We start from the raw sequence: 24,008 nt of genomic DNA, 5'->3' as shown, positions 1-24,008 counted from the left end.
CAAGGTCTATCGTCCCTGTCACTATCTTTGACGACTCCGAAATAGACAAGGTAGAAAAATGCATTGCAGATAGCGAGTTTCAAAGGAAGGAACTCAAAAAAGCGAAGCGTAACAAATGGGGACACACGTTCTACTAAAGCTAGGAATTGAAAATAGGAAAGACCAAACAATACATGCTCTGAACTGTTGGAACATGGAGACGGATAAAGCCATCAAAAAAACGAGAAGATGTATCCATGTTGAGATGAAAAAGGTGCCATACGGACAAAAAACAATAACAAATATAGTGAGAAAGTTGGATTTATGAAGATATTTTCCTGTTTTTTTTATGCATTCATCATTTTTTATTAAATTTGCGGTGGAAAATCAAGGCGAGCATATTCGCATCTGAAAATCAAAATACGGTTGATATGCCAATCGTACGGTTATAATTATCAATTAAAATTATGAGTGTAAAAAGACTGATTTTGGCAGCTACCGCTGCAATGTTTATCTCTGTTATCGGCGCATCGGCACAATCGGCAGACACCGGAGTGGCAGTAGCTAACGCACAGAAAGCAGTAGCTGACGCTGCTAAAGCAAAGGCAAATGCAGCAAAAGCAGTGGCAGAAGCAGCAAAACAAAAAGCTGAGGCTGCTAAAGCAAAAGCAGATGCCGCTAAAGCAAAAGCAGATGCAGAGAAAGCAAAAGTAGACTCTGAAAAAGCAAAAGCCGACTCTGAAATGGCTAAGGCCGATGCTCAGGCAGCAGCAGCAGATGCTGCTAAGGCCGTTGCAGCTGCCGCACAGGCTAAAGTAGATGCAGAGAAAGCTTTGGCAAATGCTACTGCCAGCAAGGTCGCTGCAGAGAAAGCAAAGGCAGATGCCGCTAAGGCTAAAGCCGATACGGCTAAGGCGATGGCAGATGCCGCTAAGGCTAAGGCTGAAGCTGACAAAGCAAAGGCTGACATAGCAAAGGCAAAAGCTGACGCAGCAGCAGCAGTTTCGGCCGCTTCCAACGCCATTGAAAAGGCAAAATCTTCGTATTAATCAAAGATTAGCACCCTATTTCATCTACCGAGCTTTCATGTTTTCAAACCATGAAGCCGTTAGTATCTCTGCCAAAAAGCCTTAGGGTTACAGCAAAGAAGAAGAGCATTTCTTCCGAGAAATCGGGGGAAATGCTCTTTTCCTTTATATATAAAAAACAGTAAAACAAGTCAGCAAGTGGCAGGGTCTATCCGTACGATGTCTGCATCACAGGAAGAGCATGGTGAAATAACCTAATTTATATAATCGGAAGAAAAACAAATTCGGGAACCGTCCACAGAGAATGAAACGCTCCAATCTGCCAAAGACATGATGAAAGAAACGCATTGCTCTAATGAGATGAAGGCTCTCCATCCTCTCATACAAGGCCAGTAAAGTGGAATAGCCACGCAACTCTTCACGAAACAGAAAGAGCGTCCGCAGTCCTTCTTCCGTCTTTTTCACAAACGCCGTATTCGATTCAAATACAGAAAAAAGCAATGGATTATCAAGGTGTTTTATCGGGATATGTAGCTCCGCCAATCGTTTTCCGAAAAACACATCCTCATAACCATAGTACCTAAACCTTGTATCCAATGGATTAGCTTTCATCACATGACGGGCTACCATGAAGTTGGATGTATGGAAATCTCTATAAGGCTTCCGTGTACGCATGGTTGACAGATGCCGCTTTTCGTTAGCTGTTTCGTAAAGGTATCTCAAATTCCAAGCCTGTTCGCTATCGTTTTTCCTCACCTTATACCCTCCGTAAAACACACAATCACCGTCTTCGCACACGTAATTCTCTAAGAAGCTGTCGGTTTCCACCAACATATCACTGTCAATGAAGAGCAACCATTCGTGTTTGGAAAGCGACATCAGATAATTGCGTATAGCTGCCCTACCGATGTTCTCTTCACGCAGAATATATTGACAATGGGGCAATTCACGTATTCGTTTGTTCTCGGAAATCACAAAATCACTGGTTGAACCATCATCAGCAACGATGATTTCGTACTCGAAAGTTCCTGATTTTCGCAGTCTTTCAGCCTGTTCATACAAGGCCGACACCAATTTATAACATTCGTCATTATAGGTAGGAATCAATATAGACAGAGAGGGCTTCATGTCGAAAAAAGTATCAATGATACCACAAAAATAAACATAATATCGCAAATGATGAATAAAAACACCATTTTGTTTTGGAGCTCGCATGAATTGATTTAATTTTGCAGCCGATAAAACAAATAAATATGAAACGATTTTCACTGACAACTCTTGCATTATTATTTGTATGGACAGTATTGGCCGTACCCGTAAAGAAATATTGGCGAACAGTAACCCAAAGCGATGGAACACAGCTGAAACTGATGCTCATCGGCGATGAATCACTACATTATTACGTAACGGAAGACGACGTGCCCGTGATTCAACAAGGTGACAGTTACTACTATGCTTCAGTCGTAGGCTTTGCCGTCAGCTCAACAGGTATATTGGCACATGATTTGAAAGAGCGCACTGCCTACGAAAGCCACTATATAGCAAATCCGGAAACACTGGAAAGCACAAGGGCATACACCGGTCGATATCAATCAGGAAAACAGCTGCGCTATCATTCCATGGCACAAAGACAACTTGCCAACACCGGTAAAAGAAAAGGTTTGGTGATATTAGCAAACTTTGCAGACAAATCCTTTGTACGCAAAGAAGCCGCCAAGGAACAATATGACAGCATCATGAACATGATAGGATATGATAAGAACGGTGCCCACGGAAGTGTGCGCGATTACTTTCTTGCACAAAGTAACAATCAATTTGACCTCAGTTTCGATGTTGTAGGACCTGTTACACTGTCGAAAAATTACGCCTATTACGGAGGTAACGATCCGCAGGGCAATGACTCCAACGCTGTGGCCATGATTGTGGAAGCCTGTCGTTTGGCCGACCCGCAGGTAAACTTTGCCGACTATGATTGGGATGATGACAAAGAAGTAGAACAAGTCTATGTGCTCTATGCCGGATACGGAGAAAATGCCGGTTCGGGGTCTTTGGCCATAGCAAGAACCGTATGGCCACACAAATATGCTATCTCCGGAGACGGACAATCCTTAGAACTTGATGGTGTAACCGTAGACACCTACGCTTGCAGTAACGAATTGAGCGGCACATCGGGAACAACAATCATGGGTATTGGAACGGTATGCCATGAGTTTACCCACTGTCTCGGCCTCCCTGATATGTATGATACAAGAAGGTCGGGAAACTCGGGTACAGGTGATTGGGACTTGATGTGCAGCGGTAGTTACAATGATGCGCATAATACAGGATGGTGTCCTGCAGGCTATACGGCATACGAAAAGAATTATTGTGGCTGGTTAGATTATGTGGAATTAAGCACCTCGGAAAAAACCGTTACCGATATGAAACCGCTTTCTGAGAATGGAGATGCTTATGTCTTATACAACGATGCCTATAAAGATGAATATTATATATTGGAGAACAGAGCACGGACAGGATGGGATGAATACCTTCCCGGCGAAGGATTGCTGATATACCATGTAGACTATGATAAGGACTTATGGAAATATAATGTAGTAAATTCGACAGGGACATTCAGATTCGGCTATTTTAGGGTTATCAGAAACGATCATGAACGTATGGCACTCGTCCCTGCAAAAACCGATACCATCACCTATGGCTCCGGTTATTATAAGCGAACTCGCTACAAATACACATATCCTTACCCTGCGACCAACAATGATAAACTGACCGACAGTTCTACGCCAAAGGCATCTTTGCACCATACCAATACAGATGGCACGAAACTGTTACACAAGCCCGTGACAGACATTAAACGCAACGACGATACCGGCTACATCTCTTTCGCTTTTAAACCGATGACCAACACTTCTGTTAAAAGCATTGAAGCGAAAGAAAAAACAATATATGATGTCTATGATATAAATGGCACCTTAGTAGCAAAAGGCGTACATGATACGTTGAATCTGCAAACAGGTATCTATATCCTGCATGGCAGCAACGGAGAGAAGAAAAAGGTGGTTGTCCGATAAATAGCAGACCGAAGAGATAGAAACATCCTGCAAGGTTAATTCTTGTTAAGCAAAACGAAACTACCACAGTCCGGTAAGGCGTTACCCACTAAAAAACAGTACCTTTGCAGCGCCGTTACGAGTTAATGGCATAAAATTCAAACCTAATTAAATAATTAAACAAACAAATGGCAACAAAAATCAGATTGCAACGCGGCGGTCGTAAAGGTTATGCTTTTTATAGCATCGTCATCGCCGACGTGAGAGCTCCACGTGATGGTAAATTTACTGAGAAGATTGGTACGTATAATCCTAATACCAATCCGGCTACCGTAGATTTGAATTTCGACCGTGCTTTACATTGGGTAGAATGTGGTGCACAACCCACAGACACCGTTCGCAACATCCTTAGAAGCGAGGGCGTGTATTTGATGAAACACCTCCGCGGAGGCGTGAAAAAGGGTGCTTTTGATGAAGCAACCTGCTTGAGCAAGTTCGAAGCCTGGAAGGCAGATAAGGAAAAAGGTCTTGATAAAGTTCGTGAAAACGAAGAAAAGATTCAGAAAGACTTAGCTGCGAAGAAACTCGAAGCCGAAAAGAAAGTAAAAGAAACTATCGCTAAGAAAGTGGCAGAGAAGAAAGCTGCTACCGTAGCTGCCGAGACTGAAGCGCAAGCAGAAGAGGAAGCTCCCGCAGCAGAGGTTGAGGAGACACCGGCCGAGGCCGAGGCTCCCGCAGCAGAAACGACTCCCGCAGCAGAAGAAGCTGCACCTGCTGAAGCATAAGGAACGCCTTATTATAAGGTATAAAGAAGCCGGAATGGATATTCATTCCGGCTTCTTTGTCTTTATTCTATTCAAAGTTATCGCCGTGCTCCACTAAACTCTTTTCATTCATTGCAAGAAAGGAAATCTAACAGCGGAATTCCCGCCGTTAGATATGCACTCGATTTTATAACAGAAAATTTTATGCTGTTATATACGCACTCGATTTTATAACGGCGCAGTTTACGCCGTTATATACGCACCTGATTTTATAACGGCGCAGTTTACGCCGTTATATATGCACTTGATTTTATAACGGCGCAGTTTACGCTGTTATATATGCAATCGATTTTATAACAGCGCAGTTTACGCTGTTATATATGCAATCGATTTTATAATGACGTAGTTTACGCCGTTATATATACAGTTGATTTTATAACAAAAAATTTTATGCTGTTATAAAACCAACTGAAAATACATCTATTTCCAATACTTAAGCCTTAAGCTGTTGAGCACTACACTCACACTCGAAAAGGCCATGAGGCCACCGGCAAACATGGGGTCTATATGAAACGGGAAGCCAAACACATATGGTAAACCGGCCGCCAAAGGAATACATACGACATTGTAGACAAAAGCCCAAAAGAGGTTTTGCCGTATCATGGAAACCGTGTGACGACTCAGACGAATGGTGCGCGGAATCTTCCGAAGGTCGTCGCTCATCAGTGTCACCTGCGCTACATCCATGGCTACATCCGTGCCTTTACCCATCGCAATGCTTACATCGGCCAAGGCAAGTGCTTGCGTATCGTTGATGCCATCGCCGACCATCGCCACGCAATGCCCCTCAGTTTGCAAGCGGCGAACGAGCTGTTCCTTATCGCGGGGTAGCACTTTGCTACGATAATGCTGAATACCGGCCTTCTCTGCCCAATAATGTGCAGCCTCTTCTTTATCGCCACTCATCATATAAAGTTCTATTCCGTCGCCTATCAATGCTGCTACAGCTTCCGTTGCATGCGGCTTCAGGGTCTCTCGTGTCTCAAGAGGCAAGCTGTCGGCTTTTGTAAAATCCACATTCTTATTAGGAATCGTCAGCGTGCCGGTCTTGTCAATGACCATCGCATCAATACGCCTCAAACTCTCAAGAGCTGTCGCATCTTTTATCAACACATTGTCTTGCGCCGCTCTGCCGATACTTACCATCAATGCCGTAGGCGTGGCCAACCCCATCGCACAAGGACAGGCTATCACCAAGACAGAGACAGCGCAGAGCACGGCCTGCGGAAGAGCGACTTGCCCTCCGATAGCCCACCACAACAGGAACGTAAGCACGGAAATGCCAATAACCGTAGGTACAAAGATAAGAGCCAGCCGGTCTACAGTGCGTTGTACGGGTGCCTTGCTGCCTTGCGCTTCCTGCACCATCTTTACAATGTGTGCCAACGCCGTGTTCTCGCCTATCTGACGTGCCCGGAAACGGAAGCTGCCTTGCGAAACAATGGTACCGGCCAACGCTTGCGAACCTTTCTCTTTCAGCGCAGGAGTCGGTTCGCCTGTTATCATACTTTCATCCACATAAGCGCCGACAGCATTCATAAAGCTCTCGGCTTGCGTCACTTCGCCGTCTACAGGCACTTTCTCGCCCGCCCGCACCTCAAGTATATCACCTATCTTTACGGTTGCAACGGGCACATCTGTTATGCCATCGGTCTCTACAAGATGGGCGGTCTTCGGCGAAAGCCCCATCAGTTGTCTGATGCTGTCAGCTGTCCCGTTCTTGGCTTTTTCTTCAAGCAAACGTCCTGTCAGCACAAACGTGATAATCATCACCGACGCATCGTAATACGTATGCCATTCGATACCCTGCGCACCCCATACGGCTTCTCCAAAAAAGGTGTTGAACACACTAAAGAGAAAGGCAATACTCGTAGACAAAGCCACCAATGTATCCATGTTGGCTGTCAAATGGTGCAACTGTCGCCAAGCAGATACATAAAAGTTGCGGCCGCAATAAATCGCATTGCCCAAAGCGAGTAACAAGGCTGTTTGCCGGGAAACGGTAGCCGAACCGATGCTCAGCCATCCCATGGAAATCGACATACAAAGGATGGCGAAACACCATGAGAGCAGTGTTTTCTTCATCAACAAGCGATATTCTCTCCGCTCTATCTCCACCACAGATCGGTCATTCTCAATCACGAGGTCGTAGCCTATGTCGTTGATGGCCTGCTTCATCTTTTCGAGACTTATCGCGGCGGGATTGAACTCCACCAAAGCGCTACGCCCAACCAAACTTACCGTGGCTGAATGTACGCCGGGTAATCCTTTCAACTTGCGTTCCACGTTTGCCGAACAAGCTGCACACGCCATCCCTATGACAGGTATTGTTTTCTTTTCCATAAATCAAGTTTTCTCCTTATTATCCTTATTATATAGTCAGTACAAAGGTCGCCCTTAATAAAGGTCGGTGATTTCAGAAGGTGTTTTGCGGCCGAGGACATCGAGTAAGAAATCCTCTCCTGCCGTAATCCCATGCTCTTTCAAAGTATGCTCAACAGATTTACGCGCTAATTCGGGATGATTATTCTCTCCGCTAAGATGACAGAGCCACACATGTTTGAGCTTCTTTGTGGCGTTCTTAGCAAGAGCCTCCGCGCATTCACTGTTACTAAGGTGTCCGTATGAGCCGGCAACCCTTTGCTTCAGATACGCGGGATACTGCCCATCCCGAAGCATTTGCACATCGTGGTTGGCCTCTATGACCAAATACTGTGCCTCGCTGATATTCTTTCTGATATCATCCACAATATGTCCGATGTCTGTCATGAGACAGAATACCACATCGCCATGTTGCACCCGATAGCCAACATTGTCGGAACTGTCGTGCGGAATCTCAAAGGGTGTAACCGTAAACTCCCCCAACCGAAAGCTCCGGTTCTTCTCTATAATGTGTGTATATTCAGGAGCGACATGCTTCTTCAGATAGTGATTATTCTTGATTCCCTCGTGTACCTTCTCCGTGGAATAGACCGGCAGAGAATAGTCTGCACTCAATGTGCCGACGGATTTCACATGGTCGGTATGGTCGTGGGTAATCAGAATATAATGAATATCGCTGAGTCTAAGTCCGTAGTCTTGAAATCGCTTTTTGAGTGTTCTCAGTCCGATGCCAGCATCGATAAGCAAACCTTCCTTTTCCGTGTATAGATAGTAACAGTTGCCACAACTTCCACTACCAAAAGAGATAAATTTCAGCATTTTGATTTCTTATTTTGCGCAAAAGTACTCAAAATACATCTGACAGCCAAAGAAACAGTCTTCTCATCTGCACTACGCTCATTGCTTGCCTGTAATTTAACCGACATTAACCTTGCAACGACACATTTGTTACCGTCTTGATACTCCCATATCAATACCTTTGCAACCGAAATATTTATTTAACGAACAAGATTTTTATGAAAGAACAAATGTTTTGTTACCAATGCCAAGAAACTGCGAAAGGCGTTGGATGTACTATCAGGGGCGTATGTGGCAAGCTGCCGCAGACCTCAAAGTATATGGACTTGCTGCTGTCGGTTATTCGTGGCATCGCCATTGTTGAGGAAGCATTGCGCAAAGCCTCAGTAAAAGGGAGCGAGGTATCGGGCGATTTCATTGTAGATACCCTTTTCTCTACGATTACGAATGCTAATTTCGATGATGAAAGCCTGATTGCCCGCATCGAAAAAGCTGTGAACCTACGCAATGAACTCATGGCTATAGCGGCTGCAAACGGTGTTGAATTACCGATGACAGAGGAGCTGGCATGGGATGGAAACAGAGATTCTTACAATGAAGAAGGCACCAAACATTCCGTGTTGCGTGAGCAGAACGAGGATTTGCGCTCATTGAAAGAACTCACCATGTATGGTCTAAAAGGTATGGCCGCTTACTATGAGCATGCTTCACGCTTGGGACATCGCGACGAGAGCATTATCGCCTTTATGCAGAAAGCTTTGGCTATAACGGCGAAGACAGACGCTTCGATGGATGAGCTATTCCATCTGGTATTGGAAACGGGAAACTTCGGCGTGAAAGCCATGGCATTATTAGACAAGGCTAACACGACCTCTTATGGTCATCCGGAGATAACAAAAGTAAATATCGGCGTACGGAAGAATCCAGGCATCTTAATCAGCGGGCACGACTTGCACGACATCGAAGACTTACTGATTCAGACCGAGGGCACCGGAATCGATGTCTATACCCACGGCGAGATGCTTCCTGCACATTATTATCCGCAACTGAAGAAATACAAACACTTGGCCGGTAACTACGGAAATGCATGGTGGCAGCAGAAAGAAGAGTTCTCCTCCTTCAATGGTCCCATTATTTTCACCACAAACTGTATCGTCCCTCCTTCGCCGAAAGCCAACTACAACGGCCGCGTCTTCACACTGAACAGCACAGGATACCCCGGATGGAAATACATCGAAGCCGATGCCCAAGGACACAAAGATTTCTCCGAAGTGATTGCATTGGCCAAGACTTGTGAACCGCCAACAGAGATAGAGCAAGGCGAAATCATTGGCGGCTTTGCACATCATCAGGTCTTGACGCTGGCCGACAAAGTGGTAGAAGCGGTGAAAAGCGGTGCCATTAAGAAGTTTGTCGTGATGGGCGGCTGCGACGGACGTGCCAAGAGCCGTAACTACTATACAGACTTTGCGCTGCAAATGCCTAAAGATGCGGTGATATTGACGGCCGGATGCGCCAAGTATAAATACAATAAATTAAACTTGGGTGACATCAACGGTATTCCAAGAGTGCTTGATGCCGGACAATGCAACGATAGTTATTCGCTTGCCATGATTGCCTTGAAACTGAAAGAAGTATTCGACCTCGACGACATCAACAAACTTCCTATCATCTACAACATCGCATGGTATGAGCAGAAAGCAGTCATCGTACTTCTTGCGTTATTGAGTCTGGGAGTGAAGAACATCCATTTGGGTCCTACCCTTCCGGCATTCCTCTCGGCAAATGTTGCCAAAGTGCTGGTAGAACAGTTCGGTATTGCAGGCATCGGAACAGTAGAAGACGACTTGAGAGAGTTCTTTGAATAAACAAACTCATCAATGACGGAAGCACGGCAGGTAGACATCCTTGTCGTGCTTCTGGTTTGTACGATGAAAGGACTCCGGTTTCCATCCTCTCACAACAAGACATGTCTGTTAGGCTACTTCCATAAGACATGGAGGAACATTGAAGAGGAAGCAAAGCAAAGAACACGATATATTAGCCCTGCGCATAACACTGGTATAGTGCGTTCTCCCAACGAAGCACAATAGGTGTCAAAGAACTTCGTCATAAATACCGTTTGTCGTGAGAAAGGTCGTAAATCTGTCCATGTAACAATGCACCTTATCTAAAGTAGGAGTAGATGGCATCTAAAGTAGGACTACATCTCGTCTGAAGTAGGAGTAGATATAAACACCTACAAGCAAGGGTGTTTAACACCCATGATGGAAAGTGTTATATACCCTTTTAGGCTTAATAGACATTCGGCAGGTTGAAAAACTATAGATGACCTTTATTTATTATTGCCTTTACACCATTTAAAAACCAAGGAATGAAAAACAGACATAAACCTTTCCATACAGGAGCTTAGCAAATACAAAAAAGCGATGACCTTCACAGGTAATCGCTTCTTATCTTCAATAGGTATTAGTGCTTTAAGGTAAAAAGATTGTTTTCAGGATAACGGTTACAAAGGTATGGTATTTTTCTTTATTATCAAAAACATTTACTAATTATTTTTGCAAAAATATTCGATGTAGGAATACGAACTATGTTTTCACATGTGAGAAAGCGACACTAAAGGGAAAAAAGTTTTTGTTAATTCCTCTTAAACTTACGAGAAGTTCTATAGGGAAAGTATATATAATTCAATATATTTTGTAATTTTGCAGCCGTTCAGTCCGTGGAGGCTCAATGAAGCATTGGCACAATGTCAATCGCCTTGCGGAAAAAACCGTTTACAATAATTATATATAATGTACGCAATTGTAGAGATTAACGGTCAGCAGTTCAAGGCGGAACAGGGAAAGAAACTGTTCGTGCATCATATCCGCGATGTAAAAGAAGGCCAATCTGTTGAGTTCGACAAGGTACTCCTCATCGACAATGAGGGTACGATTCAAGTAGGTGCACCTACAGTCGAGGGTGCCAAAGTGGTCTGTGAAGTGATTCATCCGCTGGTAAAAGGCGATAAGATTATCGTCTTCAAAATGAAACGTAGAAAGGATTCACGCAAACGCAACGGTCATCGTTCGCAGTTCACAGAAGTAGAAATCAAACAAGTAATCGCTTAAAACAGGAGGAAGACAAATGGCACATAAAAAAGGTGTGGGCAGTTCAAAGAACGGCCGTGAATCAGCTTCACAGAGATTAGGCGTTAAGATTTGGGGTGGGCAGAGAGTGATTGCCGGCAATATTATTGTTCGCCAGCGTGGCACAAAGCACAATCCCGGTAAGAATGTAGGTATCGGCAAGGACGACACCTTGTACGCTTTGGTAGACGGCGTGGTGAATTTCCACAAAGGCCGCAAAGACAAGAGTACGGTTTCGGTGATTCCGGAAGCCGAGGCTTAGACGACGAACACAATTCCAAACAAACGCAAAGTCCCGATTCCCGACGGAGAATCGGGACTTTTGGTATAAACATTTAAAACTTTTGATGATATGCTTACATTGAAACAGATAAGTACGGAGACCGAACATGTGATACAAGGCTTGGAGAAGAAGCACTTCAACGGTGCTCGAGAGGCTGTAGAACAAGTATTAGCGACTGATAAGCGTCGTCGCGAAGCCCAACAGCGACTCGACAGCAACAAGCAGGAAGCCAATGTGCTGGCCAAGCAAATAGGGGCGTTGATGAAAGAGAATCGCCATGAGGAAGCCGCTGCAGTGAAGGAACGCGTGAGCAGTTTGAAGACCGTAGACAAAGAACTCGCGGAAGAGATGGCAGCTACCGAGCAGGAATTAACGACGCTCTTATGTACCATCCCGAATATTCCGGCCGATGAAGTGCCTGAAGGAACGGGGGCAGACGATAACAAGGTGGTGAAAGAAGGTGGTGAACGCCCCGTATTACCTACCGATGCGTTGTGTCATTGGGATTTATGCCGCAAGTACAATCTGATAGATTTCGACTTAGGTGTTAAGATAACCGGTGCCGGTTTCCCCGTATATATCGGGAAGATGGCGCGTTTGCAGCGCGCGCTCGAAGCCTTTTTCCTCGACGAAGCACGGAAGAGCGGATACCTTGAGGTACAGCCTCCGTTTGTGGTGAACCGTGACTCGGGCTACGGCACGGGGCAGTTGCCCGACAAGGAGGGACAGATGTATCACTGCGAGACCGACGATTTGTATCTGATTCCCACAGCCGAGGTACCGGTAACGAATATGTTTCGCGACGTGATACTCGACGAAAGCGACTTACCTATCAAACGATGTGCCTATTCTGCATGCTTCCGTCGCGAGGCCGGCTCATATGGCAAGGATGTGCGCGGACTGAATCGCCTGCACCAGTTCGATAAAGTAGAGTTGGTACGCATTGACCGTCCGGAGCATTCCGCTAACAGCCTGCGCGAGATGCTCGACCATGTAGAAAGCCTTTGCCGCAAGTTAGAACTTCCTTATCGCATCCTATTGCTTTGCGGAGGTGACATGAGTTTTACATCTCACATCTGTTATGACTTTGAGGTGTTCAGTGCAGCCCAGCAGCGTTGGCTTGAGGTATCGTCGGTATCGAATTTTGCTTCCTATCAGGCCAACCGGCTGAAGTGTCGTTATCGGCCGGCAGGTGCCAAGAAACCGGAGTTGTGCCACACGCTCAACGGTTCAGCTTTAGCCTTACCGCGTATCGTGGCTGCTATCCTTGAGAATAACCAGACATCAGAGGGTATTCGCGTGCCGCATGTACTTGTTCCGTATTGCGGTTTTGAATGGATTGACGACAAACACGTGTAATACCCTGCTGGAAGACGGTCTAAAACACTCTATACATAAATTTCTATTGCTTGTCCGCAAAACATAAATAGCATAGATTTCCCCTTGCGGAATTGCCTTTATATAGGTAATTCCGCATTCTTTTTTTTGAAAAACCAAGCCTCCCTCCTAATCAAGTTCTTTTGGTGGCGCATTTGCCTTTTCAGTCATGATGATGGGTTCATCGTTCTGTGGATTTCCATGCACGAGATGAAAATCGATTGACAATGAGTAAAAACTGTCATCATCCAGCGCAGATGACAAAAAAACAACAAAAAAACTGTCATCCGCCAGCGCGGATGGCAGAAAATAATCAAAAAACTGTCATCCGCCACGGCGGATGGCAGAAAATAACCAAAAAACTGTCATCCGCCACGGCGGATGGCAGAAAATGACTCAAAAACTGCCATCGTCCATGGAAGATGGCAGAAAAAACCTCGTTTGAATTTCAGCGCCTAACTCTTATATACGGAAAAGGTTTATAGGGGACAGTAATTATAAAATTCCATTCGGAAAATGCTGTAGAAAAGAATGGCACCGAGAGAATCAACCATGTTCTCTCGGTGCCGTCTTAATTTGTATCCGTCTGCAACCGGTAAGTCAGTCTGCGGATGTGCTATCGCCCGCCTTGTCAGCTGTGGGTTTGGTCTTGACAGTCTTTGACTTTGCCGTTTTAGCAGCTTTTGCGCCAACGCGTGTCTTCGGAGCGGTTGCCGTCTGCATTTTGCGCAACTTCGTCTGTAAGCGTTCAATCTCGCGGTTCTTCATCTCAATCTCGTCTCCTTGGTTCTTGATAGTCGTAAGAAGCCCGTTGAGCTGGTCGTTGTCTATCTCTTCGGGATAGAGATTGTTTACTCTATTGATAAAGTCACCTAAAATGTTCATATAGTTGGTAAAGGCATCGAAAGGACTGCTGTAGATACCCCTATCTATGGCGATGCCCGTGGGTTTGGTACCCATAAAACGGAAGTTGTTGGTGGCTTGCAGGTAGTCCCAATCTTGACTGATACGCGGATCGCGAGCGATGCGCACTCTATCGGCCACACTGTAGAGCTGGCGGAAGGCTTCGCGTTGCATGGAATTGCCCAAGAAGCTGCTCACGTCGCGTTCCTCGTCTACCCAACTGATGTTGTCAGGCACATCAAGAGATGCCACACTCGGCGAACGCAGGCATATTTCGGTGGGTGTTGAGAACGTGATACCGCGCTGGCGAGCACAATCGGGGAGCGCTTTCAGGAACTCCAGAATATTGCTGGATAGGGGCTGCGCTATACCTAATGCCGATAACTCCATGAAAATATTGATGACCTGATCCTCCTCCGGCAAGTCGGCAATACGCTGCATGTAGGTGTCGGCAAAGAGCGGGAAGCCTTCCCATTCGCTGTTGTTGAAACGCAGGCTCACGTCGTCGCTCAGCGTCACATCGCGCAGCAAGAGTTTCAGCGCGGGAGCTGTAGCACAACTGTAGACGTAGTGGGGCGATTTCCATCCGAGCACCTGTTTGGCTCCTTCGGTAATCATCCCTTTAAAACCCATACGGGCGGCAATGAGACCGATGTCGTTGCTGTAGATGAGCGACGAATTTCGCAATACTTTGGGTGTCTGGGAGAAGTATTCCTTCATCTTAGCCACTTGCTTTCGCACGTCGTTTTTGAAAGTTTCCTCATTGATGAGCGACGAGAGTCCGTGGGAATAAGGTTCAGCGAGGAACTCCACGCAACCCGTATCATTCAGCTCTTGTAATTTCTCCAACACTTCGGGTGCATGCAGTTCGAGTTGCTCCATGCCCACACCCGATATGGAGAAAGCCACGCGGAAAGCGCGGTCGTTTTGACGAATCATGTCGAGCAGCGCAGAAAGAGCAGGCATATACGAACGTGCTGCAATGTCATCGATGGTGCGTTCATTTTCGTAATCGTCATAGTAATAATGGTCTGTACCGATGTCAAAGAACCGGTATCGCTTGAGATGAGTAATTTGGTGTATCTCGAAATATAGGCAGATTGTTTTCATCTTGTTTCGTTGTTTTTTTATGTGTGATACGTTTGGAATACATATATGCAGGCGAAGTGCGGATGTCAGCCTCGGCATGCGTCGTAGAGTGAGCGTATGCGCCGTCCCACTTTCTCCCATGTGATGCCGTCGACCTCTCGTAATCCTTCTTCTTGCAAGTAGCGGAAGAGGCTCTCGTTGTGGCAGATGGAATAGATGGCATCGGCCAGTGCGTGGATGTCCCAGTAATCTACCTTGATACAGTTTTGCAGTATTTCGGCACAGCCACTCTGCTTAGAGATAATGGCCGGCGTACCGCATTGCATGGCTTCGAGTGGCGATATACCGAACGGCTCGCTGACAGAAGGCATCACGTAGACATCAGAATCTTTCAGGCATTCGTACACCTCTTTGCCACGCATAAAGCCGGGAAAGTGGAAACGGTCTGCAATACCACGCTCGGCAGCTAAATATATCATACGATCCATCATGTCGCCGTTGCCCGCCATGCAGAAACGCACATTGCGTGTACGATGCAACACCATGTTGGCAGCTTCTACGAAGTATTCGGGGCCTTTCTGCATAGTAATGCGTCCAAGGAACGTAACAATCTTCTCGCGTCCCGTATGGTCGGGGCGCGGAATGTCTTGCAGTTCCTGTCGCAAGGGGTACACGGCATTGTGTACGGTAAAGCATTTACGAGGGTCTTGCCTATATTGGTCGATAACGGTACGTCTTGTCAACTCCGACACACACATAATGCAGTCGGCATAGTCCATCCCGTTTTTCTCTATGCCATATACCGTGGGGTTCACCTTTCCGCGGGAACGGTCGAAGTCAGTGGCATGTACGTGTATGCACAGCGGCTTTCCGCTTACCTGCTTGGCGTGTATGCCGGCAGGATAAGTGAGCCAGTCGTGGGCGTGAATCATATCATATTCCTGTTGTCGGGCTACGACACCTGCCACGATAGAATAGTTATTGATTTCCTCGTGCAGATTATCGGGGTATCGACCGGAGAACTCCATACAACCCAATTCATCCACGTGCATATAGTTAAAATCGGCGTAGATATGGTCGCGAAGTTGATAATACAGTTCCGGACTCATCACACTACCGATACGATGCTGCACATGATCGTAGTTTACATCGCGCCATGCAATGGGTACGGCATTCATGGCAATGATATTGAGAAAGCTACGGTCTTCATCGCCCCACGGCTTCGGCAGACAAAGAGTTATGTCCATGTCGCCCTGCTCTGCCAGCCCTTTCACAATACCATAGCTGGCCGTTCCAAGTCCACCGAGGATATGAGGAGGAAACTCCCATCCAAACATCAATACTTTCATCGCATATTCCTCCTTCTTTATTGCTGATAAGTGTAAGATTCGAGTAACTTGAGCATACGCAATATCTCCGCCACATTCATAGCGAATGATATACCGCCACGCCCCGTGAAGGGGGGATTACCGTCAAAGAGTTCGGGTATCGTACCCACGCATAGTGAAAACATTTCATCCTCATAGCCTACCATCTGACGCTCAATAAAGCTCAGTCGCGTGCGCTTATAGAGTTTCAAACAGGCTTCCATATAAAAACCTGCCAGCCAAGGCCAAGCTGTTCCCTGATGGTAGGCGTAATCTCGTTGGCGTTGCGGGCCTACATACATGGGATTATACCCACCACTCTTGGGCGACAAGGTGCGAAGCCCTTTCGGTGTAAGCAACTCCCGTGTGCAGATGTCGAGTACACTCTTCTTCTGATCTTGTGACAGAGGTGAATAGTCCAACGCCACAGCAAAGATCATATTAGGTCGTACACTCCAATCCGTCATCTTCTCCGTCACGTAATCATACAGGTAGCCGTAGTCGTTGAGAAACGTTGCTACGAAAGCCTCTCTGCATTGTTCGGCCTGTGCTTCCATCTTTTCTGCATGGTCGGGACACCCTGTTTCTCCGGCCATGTAGGCACAGAATCGCAGGGCGTTGTACCATAGTGCATTGATTTCTACCACATAACCTGTGCGTGGATTGATGGGCTTTCCGTCTACGGTTGCATTCATCCATGTGAGTGCTTGGTCTTTGCTGTCGATATAGAGCAGACCGTTGTCGCGCAAGGTCATATAGGGATGTCGCCCTTCACGTATAAAGTCTACGATCTCTGTTACCAGCTTATGGTATTTCTTGTGGCATGCTATCACGCCTGCATCCTTGGCGTATTGTTGTATCGCCCAGATAGCCCATAGAGGCACATCGGGTTTGTCCATTTCGTAAATGCGTCCCTCATAGGGTTTTCCCGTCATAAAGAGATGCAACTCTTCGGCAGCAGTATCCATCACCGTCTCGAAATACGACCGCTCATCCAGCGACAAGGTGAGGCCTGGCAAGGAAATAAACGTGTCTCGGGCACGGCATTTAAACCATGGATAGCCCGCCAGCAGATAGGCTTTCCCATTGCCGGCACGGTTATGAAATTGATGCGATGCGTTTACCAGGCAGTGGAAAAAGTTGTCGCGGGGGGTACGCTCGGCTGCTTCTTTCTCGAACAAGCGTTTCAATCCTGACGTCTTCACCGCCGAGAGTGCGGCCGAAAACACAATGCTCTCGCCTTTCTTGATATTCATCTCGAAATATCCCGGCACATAGAGATCTTCAGTAGACAGCTCTCCGCGCTCCTGATCTTTGGGATATTCTATATTCCGATACCAATCGGGTTGGAAAACAAACTCATTTTTCTTATTGAATTGCATGTATAAATCGGGGTATCCGGCATACATACAAGTCTTAATGCCATTGTCTACAGGATAGTATTCGCGCGATGCCGTAGCATTCTCGTGGGTACACTGTCTCACACTGCGGAAAGCTAAAAACGGACGGAAACGCAACGTCGTGGGCGAGTGGGCATCTATCAGGGTGTATCTGATGAGCAACTGATCGTCATATCGCTGAAAGACCATCTCCTTTTTCAGTATCACACCTCCCACGCGATACACGGTTGTGGGCACTTGGTCGCTATCAAATTCCCGAATGTATTTGTGACCATTAGGGCTATAGTGGTTGCCCTGGTACCGATGCAGTCCAAGGTTGAATTCTGCTCCATGCTGGATAACAGTCACATCAAGCGACGACAACAACACATGGTTATCATCGTCCATATCAGGCACGGGCACCACGAGTAGCCCGTGGTGCTTTCGAGTATTACAGTCTACGATAGTGGAACAAGCATATGCACCTGACCGATTCGTGCGTAGCACCTCCCGCGGAAGCGACTCTTCGAGGTTTGCCATCGTAGCCTTTTCAAATTTCAGATAACTCATAGGCTTAAACTAAGGTGTTAAGATTTGTGTTGTTGATATATTCTCGCAGCAGTCTATCTATATAGATACATTCTGCGCTTCCCTACAAAAATACGTATTTTTATCGTGTAGCCCAAATCCTATTCGTATTTTTTCATAAAAAAATCACGAAAAGGTCTCAATAGCCATAGAAGTTTTACCCAAACGAATAGAAAAGAAAGAAGCGGAAAACCTTTATTGCAAGGATTTCCGCTTATACTTGTGAGGGTGGATGGTGGGATTCGAACCCACGACATTCAGAACCACAATCTGACGCTCTAACCAACTGAACTACAACCACCATATAACGCTTTATGATGTAAAAGCGTGTGCAAAGGTAACCGATTTATTTGAAACGGCCAAATTTTAGGATACTTTTTTCGTTTCTTCCTATCGATGTGGCCGCACTTCATGCACGATGAGGAGGAAAGATGCCGACATCTACAGTCCTACAGTTGCCGTCCCACGGATAATGGACACGGGATAAAAAAGGGGAACAGTCCTACAGATAGGTCTATTCCCCTAAAAAGGAAAGTTGTCGACAACGACGTATTATTTAGCCGGAGATGCAGGAGCTTTGGGAGTTGCAGGGGTATTTGACTGTCCTGCCGGTGCGGTCTGTTGCGACTGCCCCGTACCAAATCCGGGCAAATTATTTGGATTGGTAGTATTGCTTTCCGTAGCCGATTTCTCTATAACGCTCTCTGTATTGACAGTCGATGGCACGACATAGGAGCAAGCCACGCTGATCACAACGAGTGCTATCGCCAAGCCCCATGTGGTTTTCTCTATGAAATCGGTGGTCTTTCTGACACCCATGATAGCATTAGATGAGGAGAAGTTTGATGAAAGTCCGCCACCTTTCGACTCCTGAATCAGTACGACAAATATCATGAGCAGAGATGCCAAGACAATCAAAATTACAAGTAATGTGTACATGTTTCTATCTGTTTATATTCTTATTATTGATGATTAATTTCTCCAAGTAACGGATTTGGTCTGCAAAGTAAGCATTTTTTTTGGATAATTCAAATTTAATCGCTTAATAATTTCCAATGCCTTGTCATACCGTCCTTGTTTCACATAAATTCGTGCGAGGGTTTCGGTAAAGAGGCCCTCATCTTGCGTATCGTCGTTTCCCGTAGTCTCATCGCTGATTTGCGGCACGAACTCCGGTGTTTCCTTCAACTCGATGCGACCTGTTTCACTACTGATAAAATTGTCTATCAATTGTTGTCCTTTCATCAACGGCGTTGCGTCGTCCTTACCTCCCGCAGGTATGTCGGCACTTTCCATTAGGTATGACACGTAATCTACGGCTGCATCGGCAGGTGTTGGCCTACGTTTCTCTTTCTTTTCCTCCTCCGTTTCGGGAGGTATTGCATCAAGAAAATTATCTATCAGTGCTACGGTGCGATGTGCCTTATCCACTTCTTCGGGTACTTTGGCAGACGTATGTGCTTTGCTTTTCAGACGATAATGGGCGGCCTCTACCAGACGGAAGATGACCTTACGGTCGGCAATATACAAAGCAGCCCGTCTCAGTTCTTCATCAAACGTAGGGTCATGCAGCAGATACAGATTTTGCAGCATGAGTAGTCTGGCGGTCTGATAATACGGGTAGAGGGCTAACAGACTGCGGAGATCGTATAAGGTCTCCCTGTCCATGCTTTCGGGATGCTGTATCAGCTCTTTCAGATTCATAATTGTCACCAATTGGCTACCGTTGCATTGAAGATTTGGTCGGTAAGGTCTTTGACCATTTGCCCCACTAATTGCTCTTGCACAGAGTTTAAAGAGCGGGTCGTTTCATAAGAGGATGTCGCTGTAAACTGTCGCTCAAAGTCTTGCTTATGGTTCGTCTTATTGATGAAACGCACATTGACGGTGATAGAAAGCTCCGTCTGTGCCGAATAGCCTTCCGACGACACACCTTTGTTACGTTGCTGGTATTGTATGATTTCACCTTCTATCTGCAGATCTCCATTGCGTTTTACTTGTACAAGACGGGTATGGCTGGCAAACTGGTCTTTCAATTGATTGTTGAAGAGTGGTGCCATAGGCCCCCATACATAACTGCTTCTGATGGGAAAATCGACGATTGTAATGGTTCTCGTCTTGGTATAGTCGATACTTGCACCATTAAACGTGTAGCTCACCTTGCAAGCCGACAGGAACACAAGCAGCAATCCCGCTGCGACCTTATTGATTGTCCAGTCCATACTGTTTGATTCTTCGATATAATGTGCGGTCAGAGATACCCAATTCCTGAGCAGCTTTCTTTCTGTTCCCACCATTACGATTGAGGGCTTTCTCCACCATCTGTCGGCCTAAGTCGCTGAGGTTAAGTGTCTCCGGCTCGGATATTTCCTCCACATCGGCCTCCTCGTATCGCGAATTGCTCATGACGGCATGTGGATTAAAAGAGGCCACGGGACTTGCAACAGGAACCAGCGGTGCCACCTCCGTTCCCGCGCCAAGGTGCCTTGTCTCGTCTATCTGTTTGCGCAGACTATTTACATCACGCCGCAGGTCACTCACGTTGCCCCGCAGTTCATAGAGTATCTTGTACAGCAACTCCCGTTCGCTTTCGTAGGAGTGGGATCCTCCTGTCTGGATAAGTGCCAATTGGGTGCTCTCCGGGTCTTGGGGTATAAACTGTGAGAGCGTCTCAGCATCTATCTCCCGTGCCTCGCTGAGTACCGACATCTGCTCGGTAATATTCTTCAGCTGCCTCACGTTTCCCGGCCATTTATACTTCATCAACAGACGACGGGCATCCTCTGTAAGCGTTATCTTGGGCAAGCGGTACTTCTCTGCCATCTGCATGGCAAACAACCGAAACAGCAGCACGACATCTTCGCCCCTATCGCGGAGCGGGGGCATCTGCACGGGGATGGTATTCAGACGATAGAACAAATCTTCCCTGAAGCGTCCCTCGCTGATAGCTTTACGCATGTTTACATTGGTTGCAGCCACGATACGCACATCGGTCTTCATGATTTGCTGTCCACCCACGCGTATATATTCGCCTGTCTCAAGCACGCGCAGCAACCGAGCCTGTGTGGCCATCGGCAACTCCCCCACTTCATCAAGAAAGATGGTACCCTTGTTGGCCACGCCGAAGTAGCCCTCGCTCTCGCCGACAGCACCTGTAAACGACCCTTTTTCATGACCAAAGAGTTCACTGTCGATGGTGCCTTCGGGTATGGAGCCACAATTAATGGCGAAGTATTTTTCACGTCTCCGTGGTGAATTGTCGTGGATGATGCGGGGGATGATTTCCTTTCCCACACCGCTCTCACCGATGATAAGCACCGAAAGGTCGGTGGGTGCCACCTGAATGGCCACATCCAAGGCGTGGTTTAGCCCATCGCAGTTACCCACTATATTGTACCGCTGTTTGAGTTTTTGTAGCTCTGATGTATTCATATTTAGACGGACAAAATTACACAATTTATTCCATACTCTTGCAATATTGCGCACTAAAATACGGGATTGCAACTTTTAAGGGTCGTAAAGTTATGATTGATAAGTCCCTATTTGTACCCTGTACAAATGGCGTTTGTGCATAGCACAGATGGCGTTTGTATGTAGATGGGTCGGGCAACCTTTCTCGGTGCAAATCGTATCGGTTGGGAGATTCTGTCGCACCTACAGCGCACCATTTTAGGAATTGTACTATACCCAGCGCTGTGCGCTGGACTCACATCTTGCACGCCTCCGGCACTTACATTGTGCCTCAAACCATTATTATATACATGAGTCCAGGATAAGGTTATCGGACTATAAGCCCCAACGGGGCGTAAGACCTTAAGCAGGGTGTGAAGCTCGTAAGAGCGCCACCCCTGACAAGCATGTGCAGAAAGATTAATCCCGCAGGGGTGACAGAGGATTGAGTTTAGTTTTCTGTCGCCCCTTTGGGGTTATTGGATGAGATTCTCTTATCTCGAACTCACGTAGATAGTTAGACGACAACCGCCTTTACAATATGATTTCACCTCATGAGATATAAGGAATATTAAATTCCCATCACATGCTTATAATCCTTTATCCACGTCTGTATAACTCATTATACACGTTTGTATAACTCATTATACACGTTTGTATAACTCATTATACACGTTTGTATAATTTGTTCTCCAAGTCTGGATAATCTGTTCTCCACGTTTGGATAATTTGTTCTCCACGTTTGGATAATTTGTTATCCACGTCTGGATAATCTGTTCTCCACGTTTGGATAATTTGTTCTCCACGTCTGAAGATAATTCTTAAAACGTATCTAATTGAAAATAAAGAAGTTACCTTGTTGGTATAACAAAACAGGTAACGATTTGGAAACGAGCGAAGTGCTTTCTGTCGCATGTTTCTACATCAACAAAGAACGCTTGTTATTCTGTTTGCAAAGATAATCATTTGCTTTGAATAACAAGCGTTTTTGATAAGAATTTCGTTCATTTGCGTCATCATTGAGTTTTTTGGTGATTGGAAATAGAGAGGAGCTATCTATTATATACCTCTTCCTCTTTTCTTCTTTTTCTTGGCTTGGCTTCTGAGTTTTCGTTGCCAAGCCATCTCTGCATAATTATCACCGTGTGTCTGTGGATTAATAAGTCCGCCTGCTCCCAAAATCATTTCTTCGGCAGCATTCAAGGCGGTGCTTGCTACATTTCCTACGGCTTGTGCAATAGATGAACTTTCGTTTGTTTTTGTAGGCGGTATGTATGAACGGCTGGGAGGAACAAGTTGATAGCCTGTGTCTGAGTGAGTTTTATCTTTTGCAGTCTCGTGTGCCAATGTGTGAGCTTTTGTTATCGTCTCCTTTGTTTCGGCCTTATTGGCTATCTCAAAGTTTTTCCGCAAAGAGTGGTAACCTAACTCCCTGCCGATTTCGGAAGCTTTGAATGTCTGGCCACAGTAGGAGAACTTCAAACCATAGACTTTTCCCTGTTTATTCTTCATGCGCTCTATGATAATGTTGTTCTTGTTCAATTCGTAGAGAAACATGGAGTGCCCTGATATGCCACCGCTTTTATATTTATCCAACAAGGCATAACAGATTTGCTGTACTTCTTTCTTTGTTTGCTCTCTCGTAGGATTGGCTTTTGCTTTCTGATGCTTCCTTTCCGCCCTGACCTCCTTTGCAATGGTCAAGCCTTTCGAGCGACTTATTTCCTCCGCCACTCTTGCTGCCCTGTTGCTCACAAAAGTGGTATCATAAACCTCTCCGTAAAGGCTGATGCGATTGGCAATGATGTGAATATGTCTGTTGTCAGTGTCCTTGTGCGTTACTGCTACCCATTGGTGGTTGTCTAGTCCCATTTGGTTGGCAAACAGATGGACTATCCGCATGAGTTCAGAAACGGACAGCTTTTTCTCATCCTGTGGTGCTATACCGATTTCGATGCGGAGGAACTTGTTTCTGCATCGTGCGTTGTAATCGCTGACCACTTTCATTTCCTCATAGATTGCTTTCGGTTCTCTGCTGCAAAGATTGTGAAAGGCAAGCCGACTACCAAGCTTGCCCTCCCGAAAAATATACTCCAGCGCATTGCTGCCATGCGCTATCGCCTTACATTTTCCTATCATCTCTCGACATATTTAAGACCTTATATATTTCGTCGTCCACACGAAAATGCGGGTCGTAAAATCGCTTAAATGCTTCTTTGGCACATAGCGAAAGGTTCTGTGTGATATGTACCCATCTCTCATCCTTGACTTTAATAAGGTTGGAAATCTGCCCATAGAACCTGCCCGTATGCTGGAGAATGGCAATGGCTTCTCTCTCATTGTCCGTCATCTTAGGAATGGCAACCACTTCTCCATT

Annotated in this window: 18 protein-coding genes, 1 tRNA gene and 2 pseudogenes; 8 read left to right on the top strand and 13 right to left on the bottom strand. The window is 46.0% G+C overall.

Translation table 11 applies throughout. From position 1 onward, the window contains the following. Window positions 1-446 precede the first annotated feature (446 nt). The gene (locus HMPREF0658_RS00130; RefSeq protein WP_006947617.1) at window positions 447-1,028 is read left to right on the top strand and encodes a hypothetical protein; all 582 of its coding nucleotides are present in this window, start codon (window positions 447-449) and stop codon (window positions 1,026-1,028) included. A 207-nt stretch (window positions 1,029-1,235) separates the two neighbouring features. Here the strand turns inward: HMPREF0658_RS00130 and HMPREF0658_RS00125 are convergent, their stop codons facing one another. Beyond that, window positions 1,236-2,135: a glycosyltransferase family 2 protein gene (locus HMPREF0658_RS00125; protein WP_040557776.1), complete on the bottom strand. Its 900-nt coding sequence runs from the start codon at window positions 2,133-2,135 to the stop codon at window positions 1,236-1,238. A gap of 125 nt (window positions 2,136-2,260) precedes the next feature. Between HMPREF0658_RS00125 and HMPREF0658_RS00120 the strand changes: the two genes are divergently transcribed. Further along, on the top strand, window positions 2,261-4,078 hold the full coding sequence (locus HMPREF0658_RS00120) for a M6 family metalloprotease domain-containing protein (protein WP_024991081.1): 1,818 nt from the start codon (window positions 2,261-2,263) through the stop codon (window positions 4,076-4,078). Between the two features lie 167 nt (window positions 4,079-4,245). Next, entirely contained in the window at window positions 4,246-4,842 is a 597-nt protein-coding gene (locus HMPREF0658_RS00115; RefSeq protein ID WP_006947613.1) for a 30S ribosomal protein S16, read from the top strand. A 459-nt stretch (window positions 4,843-5,301) separates the two neighbouring features. On the opposite strand, the gene HMPREF0658_RS00110 is transcribed toward HMPREF0658_RS00115, so the two are convergent. Both HMPREF0658_RS00110 and HMPREF0658_RS00105 read right to left on the bottom strand, forming a co-directional pair. Beyond that, window positions 5,302-7,224, bottom strand: coding sequence for a heavy metal translocating P-type ATPase (locus tag HMPREF0658_RS00110; RefSeq protein ID WP_006947612.1), 1,923 nt, complete (start codon window positions 7,222-7,224; stop codon window positions 5,302-5,304). 54 nt (window positions 7,225-7,278) lie between these two features. Continuing rightward, the gene (locus HMPREF0658_RS00105; protein WP_006947611.1) at window positions 7,279-8,082 is read right to left on the bottom strand and encodes an MBL fold metallo-hydrolase; all 804 of its coding nucleotides are present in this window, start codon (window positions 8,080-8,082) and stop codon (window positions 7,279-7,281) included. 197 nt (window positions 8,083-8,279) lie between these two features. On the opposite strand from HMPREF0658_RS00105, the gene hcp reads away from it, so the two are divergent. From hcp to HMPREF0658_RS11485, 5 genes are all read left to right on the top strand, one after another. Next, window positions 8,280-9,929 carry a hydroxylamine reductase gene (gene hcp, locus HMPREF0658_RS00100; RefSeq protein WP_006947610.1) on the top strand — a complete coding sequence of 550 codons (1,650 nt, stop codon included), beginning with the start codon at window positions 8,280-8,282 and terminating at the stop codon, window positions 9,927-9,929. A gap of 930 nt (window positions 9,930-10,859) precedes the next feature. After that, a complete protein-coding gene (gene rplU, locus HMPREF0658_RS00095; RefSeq protein WP_006947608.1) occupies window positions 10,860-11,177 on the top strand; it encodes a 50S ribosomal protein L21 in 318 nt (105 codons plus the stop codon). A 16-nt stretch (window positions 11,178-11,193) separates the two neighbouring features. After that, window positions 11,194-11,457, top strand: a complete 264-nt coding sequence (gene rpmA / locus HMPREF0658_RS00090; protein ID WP_006947607.1) for a 50S ribosomal protein L27 — start codon at window positions 11,194-11,196, stop codon at window positions 11,455-11,457. A gap of 90 nt (window positions 11,458-11,547) precedes the next feature. After that, window positions 11,548-12,837 (top strand): serine--tRNA ligase, encoded by a 1,290-nt coding sequence (gene serS, locus HMPREF0658_RS00085; protein WP_006947606.1) that lies wholly within the window; start codon window positions 11,548-11,550, stop codon window positions 12,835-12,837. A gap of 245 nt (window positions 12,838-13,082) precedes the next feature. Beyond that, window positions 13,083-13,250 (top strand): hypothetical protein, encoded by a 168-nt coding sequence (locus HMPREF0658_RS11485; RefSeq protein WP_154645745.1) that lies wholly within the window; start codon window positions 13,083-13,085, stop codon window positions 13,248-13,250. A gap of 205 nt (window positions 13,251-13,455) precedes the next feature. Here the strand turns inward: HMPREF0658_RS11485 and HMPREF0658_RS00080 are convergent, their stop codons facing one another. The 10 genes and pseudogenes from HMPREF0658_RS00080 to HMPREF0658_RS00035 form a co-directional block, all read right to left on the bottom strand. Then, the gene (locus HMPREF0658_RS00080) at window positions 13,456-14,868 is read right to left on the bottom strand and encodes a glycoside hydrolase family 57 protein (protein ID WP_006947605.1); all 1,413 of its coding nucleotides are present in this window, start codon (window positions 14,866-14,868) and stop codon (window positions 13,456-13,458) included. Between the two features lie 65 nt (window positions 14,869-14,933). Then, entirely contained in the window at window positions 14,934-16,196 is a 1,263-nt protein-coding gene (locus tag HMPREF0658_RS00075) for a glycosyltransferase family 4 protein (RefSeq protein WP_006947604.1), read from the bottom strand. Between the two features lie 17 nt (window positions 16,197-16,213). Continuing rightward, a complete protein-coding gene (locus tag HMPREF0658_RS00070; protein ID WP_006947603.1) occupies window positions 16,214-18,163 on the bottom strand; it encodes a glycogen debranching enzyme N-terminal domain-containing protein in 1,950 nt (649 codons plus the stop codon). Between the two features lie 245 nt (window positions 18,164-18,408). Then, window positions 18,409-18,482, bottom strand: a tRNA-His gene (locus HMPREF0658_RS00065). Window positions 18,483-18,733: 251 nt separating this feature from the next. Next, window positions 18,734-19,120 carry a preprotein translocase subunit SecG gene (gene secG, locus HMPREF0658_RS00060; RefSeq protein WP_006947602.1) on the bottom strand — a complete coding sequence of 129 codons (387 nt, stop codon included), beginning with the start codon at window positions 19,118-19,120 and terminating at the stop codon, window positions 18,734-18,736. Between the two features lie 4 nt (window positions 19,121-19,124). Then, window positions 19,125-19,885, bottom strand: a pseudogene (locus HMPREF0658_RS00055) (tetratricopeptide repeat protein). A 5-nt stretch (window positions 19,886-19,890) separates the two neighbouring features. Next, on the bottom strand, window positions 19,891-20,403 hold the full coding sequence (locus tag HMPREF0658_RS00050) for an LptE family protein (RefSeq protein ID WP_006947600.1): 513 nt from the start codon (window positions 20,401-20,403) through the stop codon (window positions 19,891-19,893). Next, window positions 20,384-21,613: a sigma-54 interaction domain-containing protein gene (locus HMPREF0658_RS00045; RefSeq protein WP_006947599.1), complete on the bottom strand. Its 1,230-nt coding sequence runs from the start codon at window positions 21,611-21,613 to the stop codon at window positions 20,384-20,386. The genes HMPREF0658_RS00050 and HMPREF0658_RS00045 overlap by 20 nt, the downstream gene beginning before the upstream one ends. A gap of 1,077 nt (window positions 21,614-22,690) precedes the next feature. Continuing rightward, the gene (locus HMPREF0658_RS00040) at window positions 22,691-23,770 is read right to left on the bottom strand and encodes a relaxase/mobilization nuclease domain-containing protein (protein ID WP_006947597.1); all 1,080 of its coding nucleotides are present in this window, start codon (window positions 23,768-23,770) and stop codon (window positions 22,691-22,693) included. Then, a pseudogene (locus HMPREF0658_RS00035) lies at window positions 23,754-24,008 on the bottom strand (plasmid mobilization protein); the annotation flags it as partial. The pseudogene HMPREF0658_RS00035 and the gene HMPREF0658_RS00040, both read right to left, overlap by 17 nt.

Source organism: Hoylesella marshii DSM 16973 = JCM 13450 (genome assembly GCF_000146675.1).
GTDB classification, from domain to species: Bacteria; Bacteroidota; Bacteroidia; order Bacteroidales; family Bacteroidaceae; genus Prevotella; species Prevotella marshii.
The sequence above is the reverse complement of the archived record's forward strand: the minus strand, read 5'-3'. Positions and strand labels throughout refer to the sequence as shown.